The 16,013-nt window shown below is 68.2% G+C and carries 18 protein-coding genes and 1 riboswitch; of the genes, 9 read left to right on the forward strand and 9 right to left on the reverse strand.

Annotated elements, in window-relative coordinates; all coding sequences use genetic code 11:
* Positions 1-52: 52 nt before the first annotated feature.
* Positions 53-1,942, forward strand: a complete 1,890-nt coding sequence (locus HNO80_RS08235) for a DEAD/DEAH box helicase (RefSeq protein ID WP_175322358.1) — start codon at positions 53-55, stop codon at positions 1,940-1,942.
* A 123-nt stretch (positions 1,943-2,065) separates the two neighbouring features.
* Here the strand turns inward: HNO80_RS08235 and HNO80_RS08240 are convergent, their stop codons facing one another.
* The 6 genes from HNO80_RS08240 to HNO80_RS08265 form a co-directional block, all read right to left on the reverse strand.
* Positions 2,066-2,716: an MBL fold metallo-hydrolase gene (locus tag HNO80_RS08240; protein ID WP_175322359.1), complete on the reverse strand. Its 651-nt coding sequence runs from the start codon at positions 2,714-2,716 to the stop codon at positions 2,066-2,068.
* Between the two features lie 20 nt (positions 2,717-2,736).
* Entirely contained in the window at positions 2,737-3,747 is a 1,011-nt protein-coding gene (locus tag HNO80_RS08245) for an aldo/keto reductase (RefSeq protein WP_175322360.1), read from the reverse strand.
* 154 nt (positions 3,748-3,901) lie between these two features.
* Complete coding sequence (locus HNO80_RS08250) at positions 3,902-4,291, reverse strand: DMT family transporter (RefSeq protein WP_175322425.1); 390 nt, start codon at positions 4,289-4,291, stop codon at positions 3,902-3,904.
* On the reverse strand, positions 4,291-4,614 hold the full coding sequence (locus HNO80_RS08255) for a DMT family transporter (protein ID WP_175322361.1): 324 nt from the start codon (positions 4,612-4,614) through the stop codon (positions 4,291-4,293). Before HNO80_RS08255 ends, HNO80_RS08250 begins: the two co-directional genes overlap by 1 nt.
* Before the next feature lie 9 nt (positions 4,615-4,623).
* A riboswitch (guanidine-III (ykkC-III) riboswitch) is annotated at positions 4,624-4,691 on the reverse strand.
* 16 nt (positions 4,692-4,707) lie between these two features.
* On the reverse strand, positions 4,708-5,448 hold the full coding sequence (locus tag HNO80_RS08260) for a cache domain-containing protein (RefSeq protein WP_175322362.1): 741 nt from the start codon (positions 5,446-5,448) through the stop codon (positions 4,708-4,710).
* Between the two features lie 40 nt (positions 5,449-5,488).
* Positions 5,489-6,229, reverse strand: coding sequence for a FadR/GntR family transcriptional regulator (locus tag HNO80_RS08265; RefSeq protein ID WP_175322363.1), 741 nt, complete (start codon positions 6,227-6,229; stop codon positions 5,489-5,491).
* A 249-nt stretch (positions 6,230-6,478) separates the two neighbouring features.
* Between HNO80_RS08265 and HNO80_RS08270 the strand changes: the two genes are divergently transcribed.
* Genes HNO80_RS08270 through HNO80_RS08285 form a run of 4 tightly spaced genes read left to right on the forward strand, consistent with a single transcriptional unit; the run spans position 6,479 to position 10,564 of the window.
* A complete protein-coding gene (locus HNO80_RS08270; RefSeq protein ID WP_175322364.1) occupies positions 6,479-7,552 on the forward strand; it encodes an ABC transporter ATP-binding protein in 1,074 nt (357 codons plus the stop codon).
* 47 nt (positions 7,553-7,599) lie between these two features.
* Positions 7,600-8,784: an ABC transporter substrate-binding protein gene (locus HNO80_RS08275; protein WP_175322365.1), complete on the forward strand. Its 1,185-nt coding sequence runs from the start codon at positions 7,600-7,602 to the stop codon at positions 8,782-8,784.
* Position 8,785: 1 nt separating this feature from the next.
* Positions 8,786-9,712: an ABC transporter permease gene (locus HNO80_RS08280; protein WP_175322366.1), complete on the forward strand. Its 927-nt coding sequence runs from the start codon at positions 8,786-8,788 to the stop codon at positions 9,710-9,712.
* 24 nt (positions 9,713-9,736) lie between these two features.
* A complete protein-coding gene (locus HNO80_RS08285; RefSeq protein ID WP_175322367.1) occupies positions 9,737-10,564 on the forward strand; it encodes an ABC transporter permease in 828 nt (275 codons plus the stop codon).
* Here the strand turns inward: HNO80_RS08285 and HNO80_RS08290 are convergent.
* Positions 10,561-11,172 carry a HutD/Ves family protein gene (locus HNO80_RS08290; RefSeq protein WP_175322368.1) on the reverse strand — a complete coding sequence of 204 codons (612 nt, stop codon included), beginning with the start codon at positions 11,170-11,172 and terminating at the stop codon, positions 10,561-10,563. The two genes, HNO80_RS08285 and HNO80_RS08290, sit on opposite strands and share 4 nt — an antisense overlap.
* 131 nt (positions 11,173-11,303) lie before the next feature.
* On the opposite strand from HNO80_RS08290, the gene HNO80_RS08295 reads away from it, so the two are divergent.
* The 4 genes from HNO80_RS08295 to HNO80_RS08310 all read left to right on the forward strand — a co-directional run bounded on the left by HNO80_RS08295 (position 11,304) and on the right by HNO80_RS08310 (position 13,611).
* Complete coding sequence (locus HNO80_RS08295) at positions 11,304-11,903, forward strand: phosphoribosylanthranilate isomerase (RefSeq protein WP_175322369.1); 600 nt, start codon at positions 11,304-11,306, stop codon at positions 11,901-11,903.
* A 144-nt stretch (positions 11,904-12,047) separates the two neighbouring features.
* The gene (locus tag HNO80_RS08300) at positions 12,048-12,599 is read left to right on the forward strand and encodes a YceI family protein (RefSeq protein ID WP_175322370.1); all 552 of its coding nucleotides are present in this window, start codon (positions 12,048-12,050) and stop codon (positions 12,597-12,599) included.
* Positions 12,600-12,675: 76 nt separating this feature from the next.
* The gene (locus tag HNO80_RS08305) at positions 12,676-13,077 is read left to right on the forward strand and encodes a YccF domain-containing protein (protein WP_175322371.1); all 402 of its coding nucleotides are present in this window, start codon (positions 12,676-12,678) and stop codon (positions 13,075-13,077) included.
* A 45-nt stretch (positions 13,078-13,122) separates the two neighbouring features.
* Entirely contained in the window at positions 13,123-13,611 is a 489-nt protein-coding gene (locus HNO80_RS08310) for an SRPBCC family protein (protein ID WP_175322372.1), read from the forward strand.
* A 27-nt stretch (positions 13,612-13,638) separates the two neighbouring features.
* On the opposite strand, the gene HNO80_RS08315 is transcribed toward HNO80_RS08310, so the two are convergent.
* Entirely contained in the window at positions 13,639-14,508 is an 870-nt protein-coding gene (locus HNO80_RS08315) for a DUF4031 domain-containing protein (protein ID WP_175322373.1), read from the reverse strand.
* 9 nt (positions 14,509-14,517) lie between these two features.
* Complete coding sequence (locus HNO80_RS08320) at positions 14,518-15,852, reverse strand: FAD-binding oxidoreductase (RefSeq protein WP_175322374.1); 1,335 nt, start codon at positions 15,850-15,852, stop codon at positions 14,518-14,520.
* Positions 15,853-16,013: the final 161 nt, after the last annotated feature.

The following is a 16,013-nucleotide window of genomic DNA, read 5'->3' on the forward strand; positions in this document are numbered from 1 at the left end:
GCACCGGGGGCCGATATCCGCATGGATACCGCCTGAAAGACCTTTGAAACACATGACTACTTTTGCTGCCCTCGGCACGCCCAAGGCCCTCGCCGACACCCTCACCGCCCAGGGGATCGTTGAACCGTTCCCCATCCAGGTCAAGACCCTCCCGGACACCCTGGCCGGACGCGACGTCCTGGGCCGCGGCCGCACCGGCTCCGGCAAGACCATCGCCTTCGCCATCCCGCTGGTCGCACGGCTCGCCGAGCGGGAAGCCGCGCACTTCCGCAAGCCCGGCCGCCCGATGGGCCTGGTCCTTGCACCCACCCGCGAGCTGGCCACCCAGATCAACGCGACCATCGAACCGATGGCCAAGGCCATGGGCCTGACCACCACCGTGATCTACGGCGGCATCTCCCAGGCCCGCCAGGAAAAGGCCCTCCGCGCCGGCGTCGACATCGTCATCGCCTGCCCCGGCCGCCTGGAGGACCTGATCCGCCAGCGCATCCTGACCCTCGAGGCCGTCGAAATCACCGTCCTGGACGAGGCCGACCACATGGCCGACCTCGGCTTCCTGCCGGTGGTCAAGAAGCTCATGGACATGACCCCCAGCCAGGGGCAGCGACTGCTGTTCTCGGCCACCCTGGACAACGGCGTGGACAAGATCGTCCAGCGCTACCTCTCCAACCCGCTGACCCACTCGGTGGACGATCCGCAGGCAGCGGTCACCACCATGGAGCACCACGTCCTGGTCGTCAACGACCAGACCGTCAAGAAGCAGCTGATCGTCGAGCTCGCCTCGGGCGCCGGCCGCCGGGTGCTCTTCATGCGCACCAAGCACCACGCCCGCAAGCTGGCCAAGACCCTGACCGACGCCGGCATCCCCGCCGTCGATCTGCACGGCAACCTCTCGCAGAACGCCCGTGACCGCAACCTCGCCGAGTTCTCCTCCGGCGACGTCCGCGTCCTGGTGGCCACCGACGTCGCCGCCCGCGGCGTCCACGTCGACGACGTCGAGCTGGTCATCCACGTGGATCCGCCCACGGAGCACAAGGCGTACCTGCACCGCTCGGGCCGTACTGCCCGCGCCGGTTCCGACGGCACCGTGGTCACGCTGACCCTGCCGGAGCAGCAGTCCGACGTCAAGAAGCTGATGAAGGCTGCCGGCGTCGAGGTCAACTTCGAGCGCGTCACCGCCAACTCCCCGCTGGTTGCCGAGCTGGTGGGCGAAATGGCCGAGAAGATCGATCCGCGCACCCGCGCGGCACTGCTGGCCACCAAGGCCAAGCAGCAGGGCGGCGGCACCTCCACCGGTGCCAACGCCGAGCGCAAGCGCGCCCGCCGCACCACCCAGGCTGCACCCACTGCGGGTGGCCGGGGCGGCCGTGGCGGACGTGGACGCGTTTCCGCTGAAGCTCCCCGCACCGATCTTCCCCGTGCCGAGCGTAGGGCCGTGGCCTACGAAGGCCAGGCCGCTGCCCGTAACGCCGCCGAGCGAGTCGCGGAAAAGAATCAGGACCGGGCCGACGCCGAGCGCGCCGAGCGCCGCAACGCCCGGGGCCGTGGCCGCACCACTGCCTACGCGCACCACAACGATGTTCCCGCAGCCGGCGGCCGCGCCTCGGCTGGCCGTGGCTCGGACGGTCGCGCTGCTGAGGGTCGTAGCGACTCCCGCGGCGGTTCCGCACCGCGCACCGGTGGCGCACCCCGCGCCGGTGCAGGCCGTACCGGCGCCTCGGCCGGCGGCCAGCGCGGCGGACGCCCCGCCACCGGCCAGCGCGCAGCGGCAGGCGCCAAGTCCGGCGGCTCCGCAGCGGTCTGGTCCTCCAACACCGGCGGAACCTCCGGCGGATCCTACGCAGGCGGCGGCAACGGCCGCTCCGGCGAAGGCCGTCCGGCCCGCAGCGGCGGCCCCCGCCGCGCGTCGGCCCCGGCGTCGAACGAACGCCGCAGCCGCTAGGGTTCCGGATTTCCGTCGGCCAAAGTAGCCGGCGCTACGCAAACGGACGGCCGCTAGGGGGATCCCCGTAGCGGCCGTCCGCAAGCGAAGCGGCTGTCCGAAAGTGCAGCGAAAAGCTAAGGCCTACCAGCCGCGGGCGTGCCACTCTGCCAGGTGCGGGCGTTCCGCGCCCAGGGTGGTGGGCTTCCCGTGGCCGGGGTGCACCACGGTGTCATCCGGGTAGACGTTGAACAGCCGCTCGGTCACATCGCTGAGCAGCTGGGCGAACCGCTCCGGATCCTTCTGTGTGTTGCCCACTCCACCGGGGAACAACGAGTCACCGGAGAAGATGTGCGCCGGGCCCTCGGGGTCCTGGTACACGAAGGCCACCGAGCCCGGGGTGTGGCCGCGCAGGTGCACCGCCGTCACGTCGAACCCGTCGAAGTTGCCGACGTCGCCGTGATCCAGCAGCACATCGACCTTCACCGGCAGCTCCGGGGCGTCATCCGTCCCGGCAGCCGTCTTCACCCCGGTCGCTTCCACCAGGCCCGGCAGCGCCCGGACGTGGTCCCAGTGCTGGTGGGTGGTGGCAATCAGCGCCAGCTTCGGCGTCGCGGCGGTATCCGCGGCGGCGTCGGCCAGCAGCCCCTGGATGGCGGCCAGATCATCGGCCGCATCGATCAGGAGCTGCGCGCCAGACGCCTTGGCCGTGAGCAGGTACACGTTGTTGTCCATCTCGCTGACCGAAATCCGGCGGATGGTGATGTCACGAAGTGAATGAATGAGCGAGTCCATGGGCTTTAGTCTAGGACGGGCTATTCGCGGCCCTGGGACACCCAGTTGGGGTCCGCCGACCGGGAGCCGACGACGGCATCCGCGGCGGCGTCGAGCCTCTCCAGTTGCGCCGGGGTGAGGTCGAGCGCCAGGGCGCCGAGGTTTTCATCGATCCGGGCCGCCTTGCGCGTGCCGGGGATGGGGACCACCGGCAGCCCCAGTTTCCGGCCCTGCGCGAGCAGCCAGGCCAGCGCGACCTGGGCCGGCGTCGCGGCGTGTTCGGGACTGCTGAGCTCCGCGGCGACCGCCTGGACCGCGGCGACCACGGCCTGGTTGGCGTCCAGCGCGGTCTCGGCGAAGCGCGGGATGTTGCGGCGGAAGTCGTTGGTGCCCAGCTTCGAGGCGTCGACCGTGCCGGTGAGGAATCCCCGGCCGAGCGGCGAGTAGGGCACAAAACCCACGCCAAGTTCGGCGGCGGCAGGAACCACGTTGCGTTCCACGTCGCGGCTCCAAATGGACCACTCGCTCTGGACCGCGGCGATCGGGTGGACGCTGACGGCGTCCCGCAGTTCCTCGGCCGTCACCTCGGACAGCCCAAGGTGCCGCACCTTCCCGGCCTGCACAAGCTCCGCCATGGCCTCCACGGTTTCCACAATCGGAACGCGGAGGTCGCGGCGGTGCATGTAGTACAGGTCGATGGTGTCGGTGCCCAGGCGCTGCAGGCTGCGGTCCACGGCCTGCTTGACGTAGGCGGCGTCGCCGCGGATGTCCGAATAGCCGGTCGACGGGGTGCCCACCAGGCCGAACTTGGTGGCCAGCTGCACCTCGCCGCGGCGATCCTTGAGCAGCTGGGCGATCAGTTCCTCGTTGCTGCCGCCGCCGTAGATGTCTGCCGTGTCGATGAAGCTCACGCCCGCGTCCACCGCGTGGTGCAGGGTGGCCAGGGCCTCCGCCGGATCCACTTCCCCGTACACCGGAGTCAGGGCCATGCCGCCGAATCCCAGCGGGCTGACGCTGAGGCCGTCGCCGAGCTGGACTGTTGCTGAAGTCATCTTTGATCTCCTATCGCTGCCGGAATTGCCGTCCCAGCCAAGAACTCCGGCAGGCGCGCGGCTATTCCGGGCCTTGGCGTCGGATTCTCCCCAACTTTGAATTTACGCCTGGCCGGTACGACGGCGCGTCGCCGGGACACGCCGTCGTACTGGCTTAAACGTGGGGAGATTCCGCGGGGGAGGCTGGCAACAGCTTCAGCCCGGCCGCGCAGCCCACAATTCCGGCAATAAACACCAGCTTCAGCGGACTGGCGGGCTCGACGCCGGTCGCCATCGCCCAGCCGACCGTCAGGGCCGCGCCGATCCCCACCCAGACGGCGTAGGCGGTGCCGAGCGGGATGCTCTTCACGGCGAGGCCCAGCCCCACCATGCTCAGGGTGGCGGTCACGGCGAACACGAGCGTGGGCAGCGGCTGAGTGAAGCCGTCGGACAGTCCCAGAGCCGTGGCCCAGACAGCCTCCAGCACGGCGGAGGCGAGGAGGATCAGCCAGGCCAGCGTTGCAGCCGGCGCCTTTGCCGCTTCGGGTGTGCGGTCCGCTGCCATCACGCCACGACCTTCAGGCCGGCCACGCAGGCAACAATTCCGCCGAGCAGCAGGATCCGTCCACCGGTCGCGGGCTCAACTTTGGTGGCCATAGCGTAGGCGGAGGTCAGCACGACGCCGACGCCCACCCAGACGGCGTAGGCGGTGCCGGTCGGGATGGACTGCATCGCGATTGCCAGGCCGCCGGTGCTAGCCAGCACGGAGACGAGGAAGACGCCGGCGGGCAGTAGACGGCGGCGGCCGGTGGCCTGCGAGGTCCGGTGCAGGGCTGCGGCCCAGACAGCCTCCAAGGCACCGGAAAGGATGAGAATCAACCACGACATGACTGCTCCTATGGCCAGTCTTGTCGCGTGCCGGGTACTGAACCGTCGTCCGGAGGCCGCCAAGGGGGCGGCCTTGAATCCAGCGTAGCAAGCTTAGATACCCGCGGCGCCGCTCCAGATACTGAAGCGTCGGCCTACCCCGAAGACTCGGCATCCCTCAGCGGCGACGGCGAGATCCCCGGCGTCGATATCGGACGCCGCGGACACGATTGCACGGCCGTCCTGGTTGACGAGAGTGGCGCGGTCCCCGATGCGCCTCAGCGCCGGCACTGCACCGCGTTCCAGGCGCTGAACGGTGACGTCCATGCCCACAATGCCTGCCACCGGGCCGTCCGGGCGGCAAAACACCGGGTGGGTGAAAGTCAGGACATTTTCGTCCGTGCAGAGGAAATCAACGTAGGGTCCGGTGACGTGTGGCTGGCCGGTTTCCACCGGTATCCGGAACCACTCGGCCCGCACGTAGCGGCTGATGGCGTTCGGGCTGAAATTGGCCAGGGCGTCCACATGCTCCATCTCGGTTCCCTGCCACCAAGCAATGTAGCTCCGCTCGGGACCAAGCAGCCCGGCATTTGCAAGGAAGCCGGCGCCCGCGGCGTAGCCCTCCGGGGTGCGAACCAGTTCCTCCACCACTGGCCGGATAAGCTTGTCCACCGCAGTTCCGGACACTTTGCCATCCAGTGCCGCCAAGGCCGCACCTGCCTCCTGGGCCCAGACCGAGAGCCTCGATTCGATTTCGACGACGACGGCGTCCAGCTCGCACGCCGCGGCCCGGGCGGCGTCGTCGGCAGCGGCAGAATCGGCGCCGCCGGAGCTGAAAGTGGAGCTATCCGTCATTGGGATCCTTCCCTCGGTCTGAAGATGGTGGCGCAGGCATTCAAATGCGCCTGGCGTGCTCGGCCAGGAGCCAGCTAGTCGTTGTCGAAATTAGCGACTTGACTCCGGTTTCCGCCTCGGCCGGCTGGTGTGCCTCGATGGAGCCGGCGGTCTGTTCCAGAATCCGGGCGGACGCGTTCCGGTAGCCGGCGTCGGCGCACGGCAGCAGCGTGAGGGTGCCCAGATCGGCCTGCAGGCGGATGAGTTCGCGGGCCAGTCGGGCGGAGCGCGCTATGGCGGCCACCTCCAGCAGGAACTCCGAGAGCGCCAGCCGCCAACTCAGCGGGTCGGCGTCGGTGGCCGGGATGAAGGAGCGCAGGGTATCCACGTCGGCCGCGTCGGAGCGGCGTGCCGCGAGGCTGGCGCAGACGGAAGCGATGGCCTGATAGTGCAGCCCCAGGTCGCTGATCTGGAGCCGGGTCAGCTCATCGAGTTGTTCCAGGGCGCGTTCCCGGGAGGGCAGGACATTGTCAGCGATAAAGCTTCCGCCGCTGCGCCCGCGGACGGTCCGGATGATCCCCGAGGAACGGAGCTGGGACAGGGCCTCGCGGGCCGTAACGGCTGAAACGCCGAGCGCGGAGGCGAGTTCGGTTTCGTTGGGAAGCCGCTGACCGCTGGTGAGCAGTCCGGTCTCGACCGCCTGCTCGATTCTCCCGCACACCTCGTCGACCAGGCCGCGGGACTTGATGGGGGTAAACACCGCGGCCAGGCTGCGGGATGCGCCCTGTGGTGAAAGCAGCACCCGTTCCTCCCTCGCACTCCGGTCTGGCGTCTCCCGTCCGGTCCGCCCGCGGTTTCCGGTAGCGGTGCGGTTGCCGGCCGCGCGGTGGGTGATGCCATCCTACGACCGCCCGTGGCCGGGGTCTATACACAAAACCTATGAAGTAATAGTATTTGGCCCAATACCGCATTGTGGCGTGAATCACATCATGCGGCGTCACCTTCCCGGAGGTCCGGCAACGGTCCTCCGGCAACTGAGTTAGGCATCCACATGACCGAAACGCGCACGGCCGGAACGTCGACCGCCTCCGGTAGCGTCCCGGCTATCCGCCTGCGCAAACTCACCAAAGTCTTCGGAGACACGGTCGCCGTCGACGGCATCGACCTGGACATTCGGCAGGGCGAATTTTTCTCCATGCTGGGCCCGTCCGGCTCCGGGAAAACCACCGTGCTGCGGCTGATCGCAGGATTCGAACTGCCGACCTCGGGGAGCATCGAACTGGAGGGCCGGGACGTCACGAGGCTGGCTCCCTTCCAGCGCGACGTCAACACCGTCTTCCAGGACTACGCCTTGTTCCCGCACATGTCCCTCGTGGACAACGTCGCGTACGGCCTGAGGGTGCGCGGAGTGCCGAGGGCCGAGCGCCGCGAGCGCGCCCGCGAGGCCCTGGAACGAGTGCAGCTGGGCAAATTCGTGGGCCGCAAGCCGGCCCAGCTTTCCGGCGGCCAGCGCCAGCGGGTGGCCCTGGCCAGGGCGCTCGTGGTGGAACCCAAAGTGCTGCTTTTGGACGAGCCGCTCGGCGCGCTCGACCTCAAACTCCGCCAGCAGATGCAGGTGGAGCTCAAGGAACTGCAGCGATCGCTGGGCATCACCTTCATCTTCGTCACCCATGACCAGGAGGAGGCGCTGACCATGAGCGACCGGATCGGTGTTTTCAACAATGGAAGCCTGGAACAGATCGGCACCGCCCACGAGATTTATGAACGCCCGGCGGGGACCTTCGTGGCCAACTTCGTGGGGACCTCCAACATCTTCGACGCCGCACACGCCCGGCAGCTCTACGGCCGCGCCGACCCCGTCTGCGTCCGCCCCGAACGACTGCGCCTGTCCTGGTCGGGCGCGCCGGAGACGGGCGTCGGTGTCACGGCCCGTCCCGGCACTGTGACCTCGCTTGTGTACGTGGGGCACGCCACGCAGGTACGGGTACAGCTCGACGACGGCCCCGTCGTCGTTGTCCTAGAGCCGGATTCGCTGCCGGGCAGCGACGTCGAGCTGCTGGGGCGCCGCGTCTCGGTGAGCTGGGACGACGACGCCGTCGTCTGGCTGCCGTCCGACGTCGCCTGAGGCCGGACGGCAGGTAACTTTCCACCCCACAACGAAAGGTAAGAATCATGGCTACAAGAATGAAGGCCTCCCTCGTGGCCGGGGTGGCCGCAGCCGCCCTCGCCTTGGCGGGTTGCGGAACCAGCGGCGGCGGCGGGGCCGCCCCGTCGGCGCAGCCGCTCAAAACCGAAATCGGCCAGGGCGAAGGGCAGCTTTCGATCCTCGCGTGGCCCGGCTACGTCGAGAACGGGAGCAATGACCCCGCCGTCGACTGGGTGACGCCCTTCGAAAAAGAGACCCAGTGCAAGGTCAGCTTCAAGCCCTTCGGCACGTCCGACGAAGCGGTGACGCTGATGCGGACCGGCCAGTACGACGTCGTCTCGGCCTCCGGTGACGCCTCGCTGCGCTTGATCGCCGGCAACAACGTGGAGCCGGTCAACATGAGCCTGCTCAAGAACTACGCCGACGTTTACCCGTTCCTCAAGGACAAGGCCTGGAACACGGTCGACGGCAAGAACTACGGGATGCCCCACGGCTGGGGCGCCAACCTGCTGATGTACTCCACCACCAAGGTCACGCCCGCCCCGACCTCCTGGAGCGCCGTTTTTGACGACGCCAACAAGTACAGCGGCAAGGTTACGGCCTACGACTCACCCATCTACATCGCCGACGCCGCCGTGTACTTGATGGCGCACAAACCGGAGCTCGGCATCAAGAACCCCTACGCCTTGGACAAGGACCAGCTTTCCGCCGCCGTGGACCTGCTCAAGCAGCAGCGCAAGCACATCGGCGAATACTGGAGCGACGTCGTCAAGGAGGTCCAGGCCTTCGCCGGCGGCAGCACCGTGGTCGGAACCACGTGGCAAGTGGGTGCCAATATCGCGGCCGCCAACGGGACCAAGGTGGCAACCGTCCTCCCGCAGGAGGGTGCCACCGGCTGGTCCGACACGTGGATGATCGGGGCGCAGTCCAAGAACAAGAACTGCGCGTACAAGTGGCTGGACTACATCGCCAGCCCGAAGGCCAACGCCGCGGTGGCCGAGTACTTCGGTGAGTCACCGGCAAACCCGAAGGCCTGCGAGCTGACCAAGGATAAGAAGCACTGCGAAACCTACCACTCGGGTGACGCGGCGTACGCAGAGAAGATCTGGTACTGGACCACGCCGGTGGCCGAATGCCTTGACGGCCGCAAGGACGCCAAGTGCACGGACTATTCCGAATGGACCAAGGCCTGGACCGAGATCAAGGGCTGACATGGCATTACAGACGCAGCACCCGGCGCCCGGCTCGCCGCCGGCCGCCGGCGTGCCGCGGGCACGTCCCAACAGGTTCTCAGCGCTGTTGCACCGCTCGCCCGGATTGCGGCTGGCGGGGCTGATCACGGCTCCCGCCGGCTGGCTGGTGCTCGTGTACATCGCCGCGCTCGCGGCCCTGCTGATCACCTCGCTGTGGACCGTGGACACGTTCACCGGGAAGGTGTCCACGGTCTGGACAACTGACAACCTGGTGACGGTGGTGACCGATCCGGTCTACCAGCGGATCGCGTTGCGCACGCTGTGGATCGCGGCGGCCGTGACCGTGATCGACATGGTCATCGCGCTGCCGATGGCGTTCTTCATCGCCAAGGTGGCCAGTGCCCGCTGGCAGAAGCTGCTGGTAATCGCGGTGCTGATGCCGTTGTGGGCCAGTTACCTGGTCAAGGCCTACGCCTGGCGCAATGTCCTGGCCGAGGGCGGCCTGCTCGAGTGGATGGGAGCTCCGGTCGGCCTGGCGTCGCCCGGCTACAGCGAGACCGCCGTCATTCTGACCCTGTCCTACATCTGGCTGCCGTACATGATTCTGCCCATTTACGCTGGCTTCGACCGTGTCCCGGACTCGCTCCTGGAGGCATCCGGCGACCTTGGCGCGAAACCTTTGGCGACCATGCGGCTGGTCATGCTGCCACTGCTGGTGCCCTCCATCATCGCCGGGACGATCTTCACGTTTTCGCTCTCGCTGGGCGACTACATCACGGCCCAGATTGTCGGCGGGACCACGCAGATGCTGGGCACCGTGGTGTACGCCAACGTCGGCGCCGCGAACAACCTGCCGCTGGCCGCGGCGGTGTCGCTTGTTCCGATCGTCATCATCATGGCTTACCTGTTCATCGTCCGCCGCTCGGGCGCCCTCAACAACCTTTAACGACCGCCGGAAACAAGGAGCACCGTGAGACTTTCCCGAAGCGCCAAGGCCATCCTCGGCGTCGTCACCGCACTGGTGCTGCTCTTCATTTACCTGCCGCTGCTGCTGGTGGTGGTGAACTCCTTCAACTCGGACCGGACGTTCGGCTGGCCGCCCAAGGGTTTCACCCTGGAGTGGTGGGGCCGGGCCCTTGATTCCACCGGCGTGCGGGAGGCTCTGCTGTCCTCGGTTTGGGTGGCGGTGGTGTCCACTGTCATTTCGCTGGTGCTGGGGACCCTCCTGGCGATCGCCCTGCAACGCTACAAGTTCTTCGGCCGGGACGTCATCAGCCTGCTGGTGATCCTGCCGATCGCCCTGCCCGGAATTGTCACCGGCATTGCCTTGAACAACATGTTCACCACCATCCTCGGCGTATCGCTGAGCCTTTGGACAGTGGTGATAGCGCATGCCACGTTCTGCATGGTCACCGTGTTCAACAACGTCATCGCCCGGCTTCGCCGGATGCATGGCGGCCTGGAGGAGGCCTCCGCTGACCTGGGCGCCGGGGTGTTCACCACCTTCCGGCTGGTGACTTTCCCGCAACTCCGCTCGGCGCTGCTGGCCGGTGGCCTGCTCGCCTTTGCCCTGAGCTTCGACGAGATCATCGTGACCACGTTCACCATCGGCGCCGGGGATACGACGCTGCCGATCTGGATCCTGCAGAACCTCTTCCGGCCTAACCAGGCCCCGGTGGTCAACGTCGTGGCCGTTGTGCTGATCGTTGTTTCAATCGTCCCGATCTGGCTGGCGCAGCGGCTCTCGGCCGAGTCCGTGGGGGTCGGTGCGGCCCGCGTGAAGTCAGCCGCCCGCTAACCGGCGGTGCCCTCCCCGACCGGATCGATGGACACGACGGCGAGGAAGCCGCGGCCTAGGATTTCCGGGGTGTCGCTATCGGAGCCGACGACGGCGTCGTACCGGCCGAGCGCTTGCGGCGCCGGATCCCCCGTGTCACCGACGCCGGCGGTGGCCTGGCCCTGCAGGAGGATGCCGAACTGGCCGTCAAAGACCGGGTGGGCGCGCTTCTTGGAGAGTTCGATGATGGACGTGTAGCCCTTGAAGGCACCCGTGCGCGTGATCACGTTCAGGTCGCGGATGTCGCCGGTGGGCAGGGCGCCGGCAGCGTCGGCGTCGCCGGAAAACCGGTACGGCCGGTACTTCTCGAGCGGATGCTCGGCGCCGTCCACGGTCAGGACCAGCAACTCGCCCTCGACCACCGTGAGGACCCGCTCCATCCCGGCAAAGCGGGAGAAAGCCCCGGCCCGCGCCACCTCGGCGATGCTCACGCGCCAGTCCCAGCTTCCGTCGTCCGCCGCGGGAGCCCGACCGGCGCCTGATTCCGGGAACCTGGCCACTTCGCGGGTCACCCCGCCGCCGTTGCTCCAGGGGCGGGGCTTGAGCTCGGCATACCGGATGATCTCCATCGACCCAGCCTAGCCGCCGGCCGCAGGCCCCCGGAGACTCTTCGGGCGCTGGGCCCAAGATACGTAACGTCCGCACGGCCGGGGCGGTCTTGCTAACGTCAAAGCAGCGAAGAACTGCGTAGGGAGCCGGAATGTTCGTCAAAGTGTGCGGCCTCAGTACCGCTGAATCGGTGCGGGCCGCGGTCGACGCCGGGGCCGATGCCCTCGGCTTCGTGCTGACCCGCAGCCCGCGCGAGGTGGCTCCGGACCGGGTGCGTGAGCTGCTCTCCGCGGTGCCGGCCGGGCTTCCCGCAGTGGGTGTCTTCCGGCATGAGGCTGCGGCCGTCGCCGTCGCCGTGGCCCGCGGGGCCGGGCTGGAATGGGTGCAACTGCACGGCGACCGCACCGCCGAGGACGTCGGCATGGTGCACGACGCCGGACTCAAAATCATCCGCGCCGTCACCATGTCCGCGGCTCCGGACGCGTTCGCGGACTGGGGCGAGGAACTGCTGCTCATCGATGCGGCGGTGCCCGGTTCCGGGGAGGCCTGGGACTACGCGTCGGTCCGCGGCCTGGGGCTGGAGGGCCGGGAATGGCTGCTGGCCGGCGGCCTGGATCCGGAAAACGTGGCCGGGGCGGCCGCGGCGGCCGGCGCCTGGGGAGTGGACGTCTCCTCCGGCGTCGAGCAATCCCGGGGCGTCAAGGACCTGGCGAAGATCCGCGCTTTCGTGGCGGCGGCCAAGGGGTTCTAGCGACGGCCGGGTGGCCCGGCGGCGCAAGCCTCGACCGGCCGGCGGGCGCACCTATCGCCGCGGGGGCTTCCTCGTTAGCATGCTTCTTGGGGACTTCCGAATCCCGGCGGGCCCGCCCGCCACCTATGCGAAGGAGAAACGGCGATGACCCTGCCCGCAGGATTGACCCCCGGCGTCTGGACGCTGGACATGTCCCACAGTGAGATCGGCTTCAGCGTTCGGCATGCCGGGATCAGCAAAGTCCGGGGCCGTTTCAACGAGGCCGCGGCGGAGGCGCGGGTCCGGGATTCCCTGGCCGATGCCAGCCTGCACGCCACGATCAAGACCGCCAGCTTCGATTCCGGCGACGCCAACCGCGACGGCCACGTGCGCGGTCCCGACTTTTTCGACGTCGAGAACTTCCCCGAGATGACCTTCCGCGCGACGTCCGTCCGGGGCGACGGCGAGGACTACGTGCTCACCGGCGACCTCACCATCCGCGGCGTCACCAAGCCGGTGGACCTGGAAGTCGAGTTCACCGGCGTCGCGGTGGATCCCTTCGGCGCGACCAGGGCCGGCTTCAGCGCCGAGGCGGACATCAGCCGCAAGGAGTTCGGCCTGACCTGGAATGCCGCCCTCGAGGCAGGCGGACTGCTGGTCAGCGACAAGGTCAAGATCAACGTCGAAGCGGCCATGGTCAAGCAGGCCGATGCCTAGGAACGGTCAGAAAATCAGGGGCTGACCAGGGTCAATCCCTGATCCGGATCCGCGCCTGGCGGGAGACAATGGAGCCATGAAGACACTGCTCAACATCATCTGGCTGCTTTTCGGCGGCCTCTGGCTGGCGCTCGGGTATTTCTTTGCCGGCATCGTCTGCTGCCTGCTGGTCATCACCATCCCGTGGGGGCTGGCCTCATTCCGTATCGCGTCCTACACCTTGTGGCCGTTCGGCCGCATGGTGGTGGACAAGCCCGGCGGAAACGGTGTGTTTACCCTGCTCGGGAACGTCATCTGGCTGCTGGTGGCAGGCATCTGGATCGCGATCGGGCACGTTGTCACGGCCTTCGCCATGGCCATCACGATCGTCGGCATCCCGCTGGCCATCGCCAACCTCAAGCTCATTCCGGTATCCCTGATGCCGCTGGGCAAGCAGATCGTGCCCACAGACCGGCCGTTTGCCGTTAGCTACCGCTAGGGCGCAAGCGGGGCGGACCACCCACAGGAAGCCGAGGGAAAAGCAATGCCAGAGTCAACAATCCCGGAGGCAGAGACCAGCAGCGATGAACTGATGCTGGTCATCACCCGCGAGTTCCAGGTCCCGATTTCGGCGGTATGGTCCGCCCTGACCGACCCGGAGCAGGCGCCCGCGTGGTGGGGGCCGCGCGGCTTCCATACCCCGCGGGAGAGCATCGATGCGGACTTGGAAATCGGCGGCCTGTACCGCGCCTGCATGATCCAGGACGCCACTGGTCAGCAGTACTGGTGGAGCGGAGTCCACACGGACATCGAACCGCCGAACTTGTTCGTATTCACCCATGCCTGGGACAAGACCGACGGCACGCGCGGCTTTGAGACCGAGGTGACCTTCCGGCTGGAGGAGGTCGACGGCGGCACCCGGATGACGTTCACGCAGGGGCCCTTTGACACGGCGGAGAACCGGGACGCCAACGGCACCGGCTGGCGGGAGTCCTTCGACCGTCTCGCCGAGCACCTCCGCGGGGTGGCCTGAGGACGGCTGAGTCGCCTGGCGACCGCCTCAGGTGAGTTCGCCCTGCAGGTTGCGCCGGGCCGTGTCCTGCCACAGTTCGCGGCCGCGCGCGGTATGGAAGAGCGGATCCAGCTCAAGGAGCTGGCGGACGACGGCGGCGCGTCCGGCGGCGAAATCCGCGTCGCCGATGTGGGCGAAGTCTTCGCGCACGGCCGCAAGATAGCGGGCGTAGGCGCCCGCTTCGCCGCCCAGGACGGAGAGGTCGGCATCGCTGAGCAGGGCGGCGGCCTCGTCGTCGGGATCCGGCCGATGATCCGCCGTCATCCTCACCAGCCGCGCGACCTCGTCCACCTCGTCGGCGGGAAGCCCCGCGCGCTCCAGCCGCTCCTCGGCCAGCCGGGCAGACTCCTCCTCGTCTTCGCCGGCGATGCCGCGGTAGACGGCGTCGTGGAACCAGGCCGCGAGCAGTACGGTCCGGGGCGGCCGTGCCGGCGCCGTCAGCCGGTCCAGGGCCTCCAGGACGGCGAGCAGGTGGGTGCGGCCGTGGTACTTCCGGTGCTCCTCGCCCCAGCGGTCCAGCAGGTCGAGGAAGAGCGCGTCGTGGCCGGGGAGGGCCTCGTTCCAGCGGGTCAGCAGCGGCAGTTTCAGCGATCCGTTGCGCCGCCGCGCAGGAATCCGCAGGCCGCTTTCGATCAGTTTGCGGACCAGGACCCGGCCCTCGACGGGGACTGCGCCGGCCGCGACGAGGGCGTCGTAGCGGGCCTCGGCCACGTCGTAGTGGTCGCCGTCGAACGCCCGCTCCGGGATGCCCGCGGCCCGTGCGAAAGCGTGCAGCTCATCCAGTGAGCTGTCCGAGATGAGGTGCGAGAAGTGCGTTCCGTGGGCGGGCCAGAGCGGTGGATCAAGATAGACGGCCATGCAGGAAGTCTACGAGGCGGCAGGCAGGATGTTCTGGTTGCCGCGGAAGACGTTGCCGGGATCGAACTCGCGCTTCACCTGCGCCAGCCGGGCATAATTCTCCTCTCCGAAGGCGGCCCGGACGCGGTCCGTGCCCTCGTCCCCGACGAAGTTCAGCCAGACGCCGCCGTTGGCGTAGGGGGCGATGTCCTGGCGGAACCGCTTCACCCACGCCTTGGCCTCCCGGCCGCCCTGCGGTGTTTCCTCGATGCCGAAGGGGTGCGTGACCCACTTGGCGCCGCGGTTCTGCAACGGCGTCTTGGCTGCGGCGGGCCCGGCCACGGCGCCGCCCCAGCGGGCCACCAGTTGCTGTGAATGCGGACCGGGAAGGTGCCGCGCCGAGTCCACGATCACGTCCAGCGCGTCGTCCGGCAACTCGTCGTGATAGTCAGCGCTCCAGTAGTTGTAGAGGTTGGGCGGGTCGTCGATCATGCACTGGAAATCGGCGTAGCTCATGTCGCCGACGAGGTCCACGGCCGGGCCCAGTTCGCGGAACGGCACGGCGTGCTCCGCGCCGGCGGCCGGCTCGCCCGCGTAGAGATAGGCGAGGCCCACCGCCTGCTTGCCCTTCATTTCTTCCGGCACAAAGGGCTCGGGCGGTGCGGTCAGGTAGACCAGCGCCGTGCCGACGGCGTCCGGCGCGGCCAGGGACAGGTCACGGTAGGCGCGGGCGAGGTCCGCGGAGGCCTCTCCGGGCCAGAGCATGAGGCCGGCCTGGACCGTGGGCCCTAGCTCGTGCAGTCGGAAAGTGAAGCCTGTTGCGACGCCGAAGTTGCCGCCGCCGCCGTGCAGCGCCCAGAACAGTGCAGGGTTTTCCTGCGCGCTCGCGGTGACGCGGTCGCCGGCCGCCGTCACAAGGTCCACCGAGAGCAGGTTGTCGCAGGCGAATCCGAATGAGCGCTCCAGCCACCCCGAGCCGCCGCCGAGGGTGAACCCGGCCACCCCGGTGGTGGAGGCGCGGCCGCCGGTGCTGGCCAGGCCGTGGACCTGGGTGGCGCGGTCGAATTCGCCCCACGTGACGCCGGCCCCCACGGTCACGGTCCGGTTGTCCGGGTCCACTTTGATGGACTTCATCGGACGGACGTCCACCACCAGCCCGTCGTCGTTGGTGGACATGCCGGCCACGGAATGCCCGCCGGCCCGGACCGCGACGTCGAGGTTGTTGGCCCCGGCGTAAGCCAAGGCGTCGGCGACGTCGGCCGCGTCCGCGCATTGCGCAATCACGGCCGGGCGCCGGTCGATCATGGCGTTGAAGAGTTTCCGAGTTTCGTCATATTCCGTGCTGTCCGGAGTGACCCATTTCATGGCAGTGCTCCCTAGCCGACCGTGGCTCCACCCCACCCCAAAATCGTACGGCTGATGTGCCGGCAGGGCCACAGTGCGCGGCCCCGCGTCGCTGGAAAGATACCCCGAAAATGAGGAGCTCAAGGCGCTGAATCTCCGCAAATGCGGGTTAGGGTGTCCAT

It is taken from the genome of Arthrobacter sp. C9C5 (assembly GCF_013359735.1).
GTDB lineage: Bacteria > Actinomycetota > Actinomycetes > Actinomycetales > Micrococcaceae > Arthrobacter.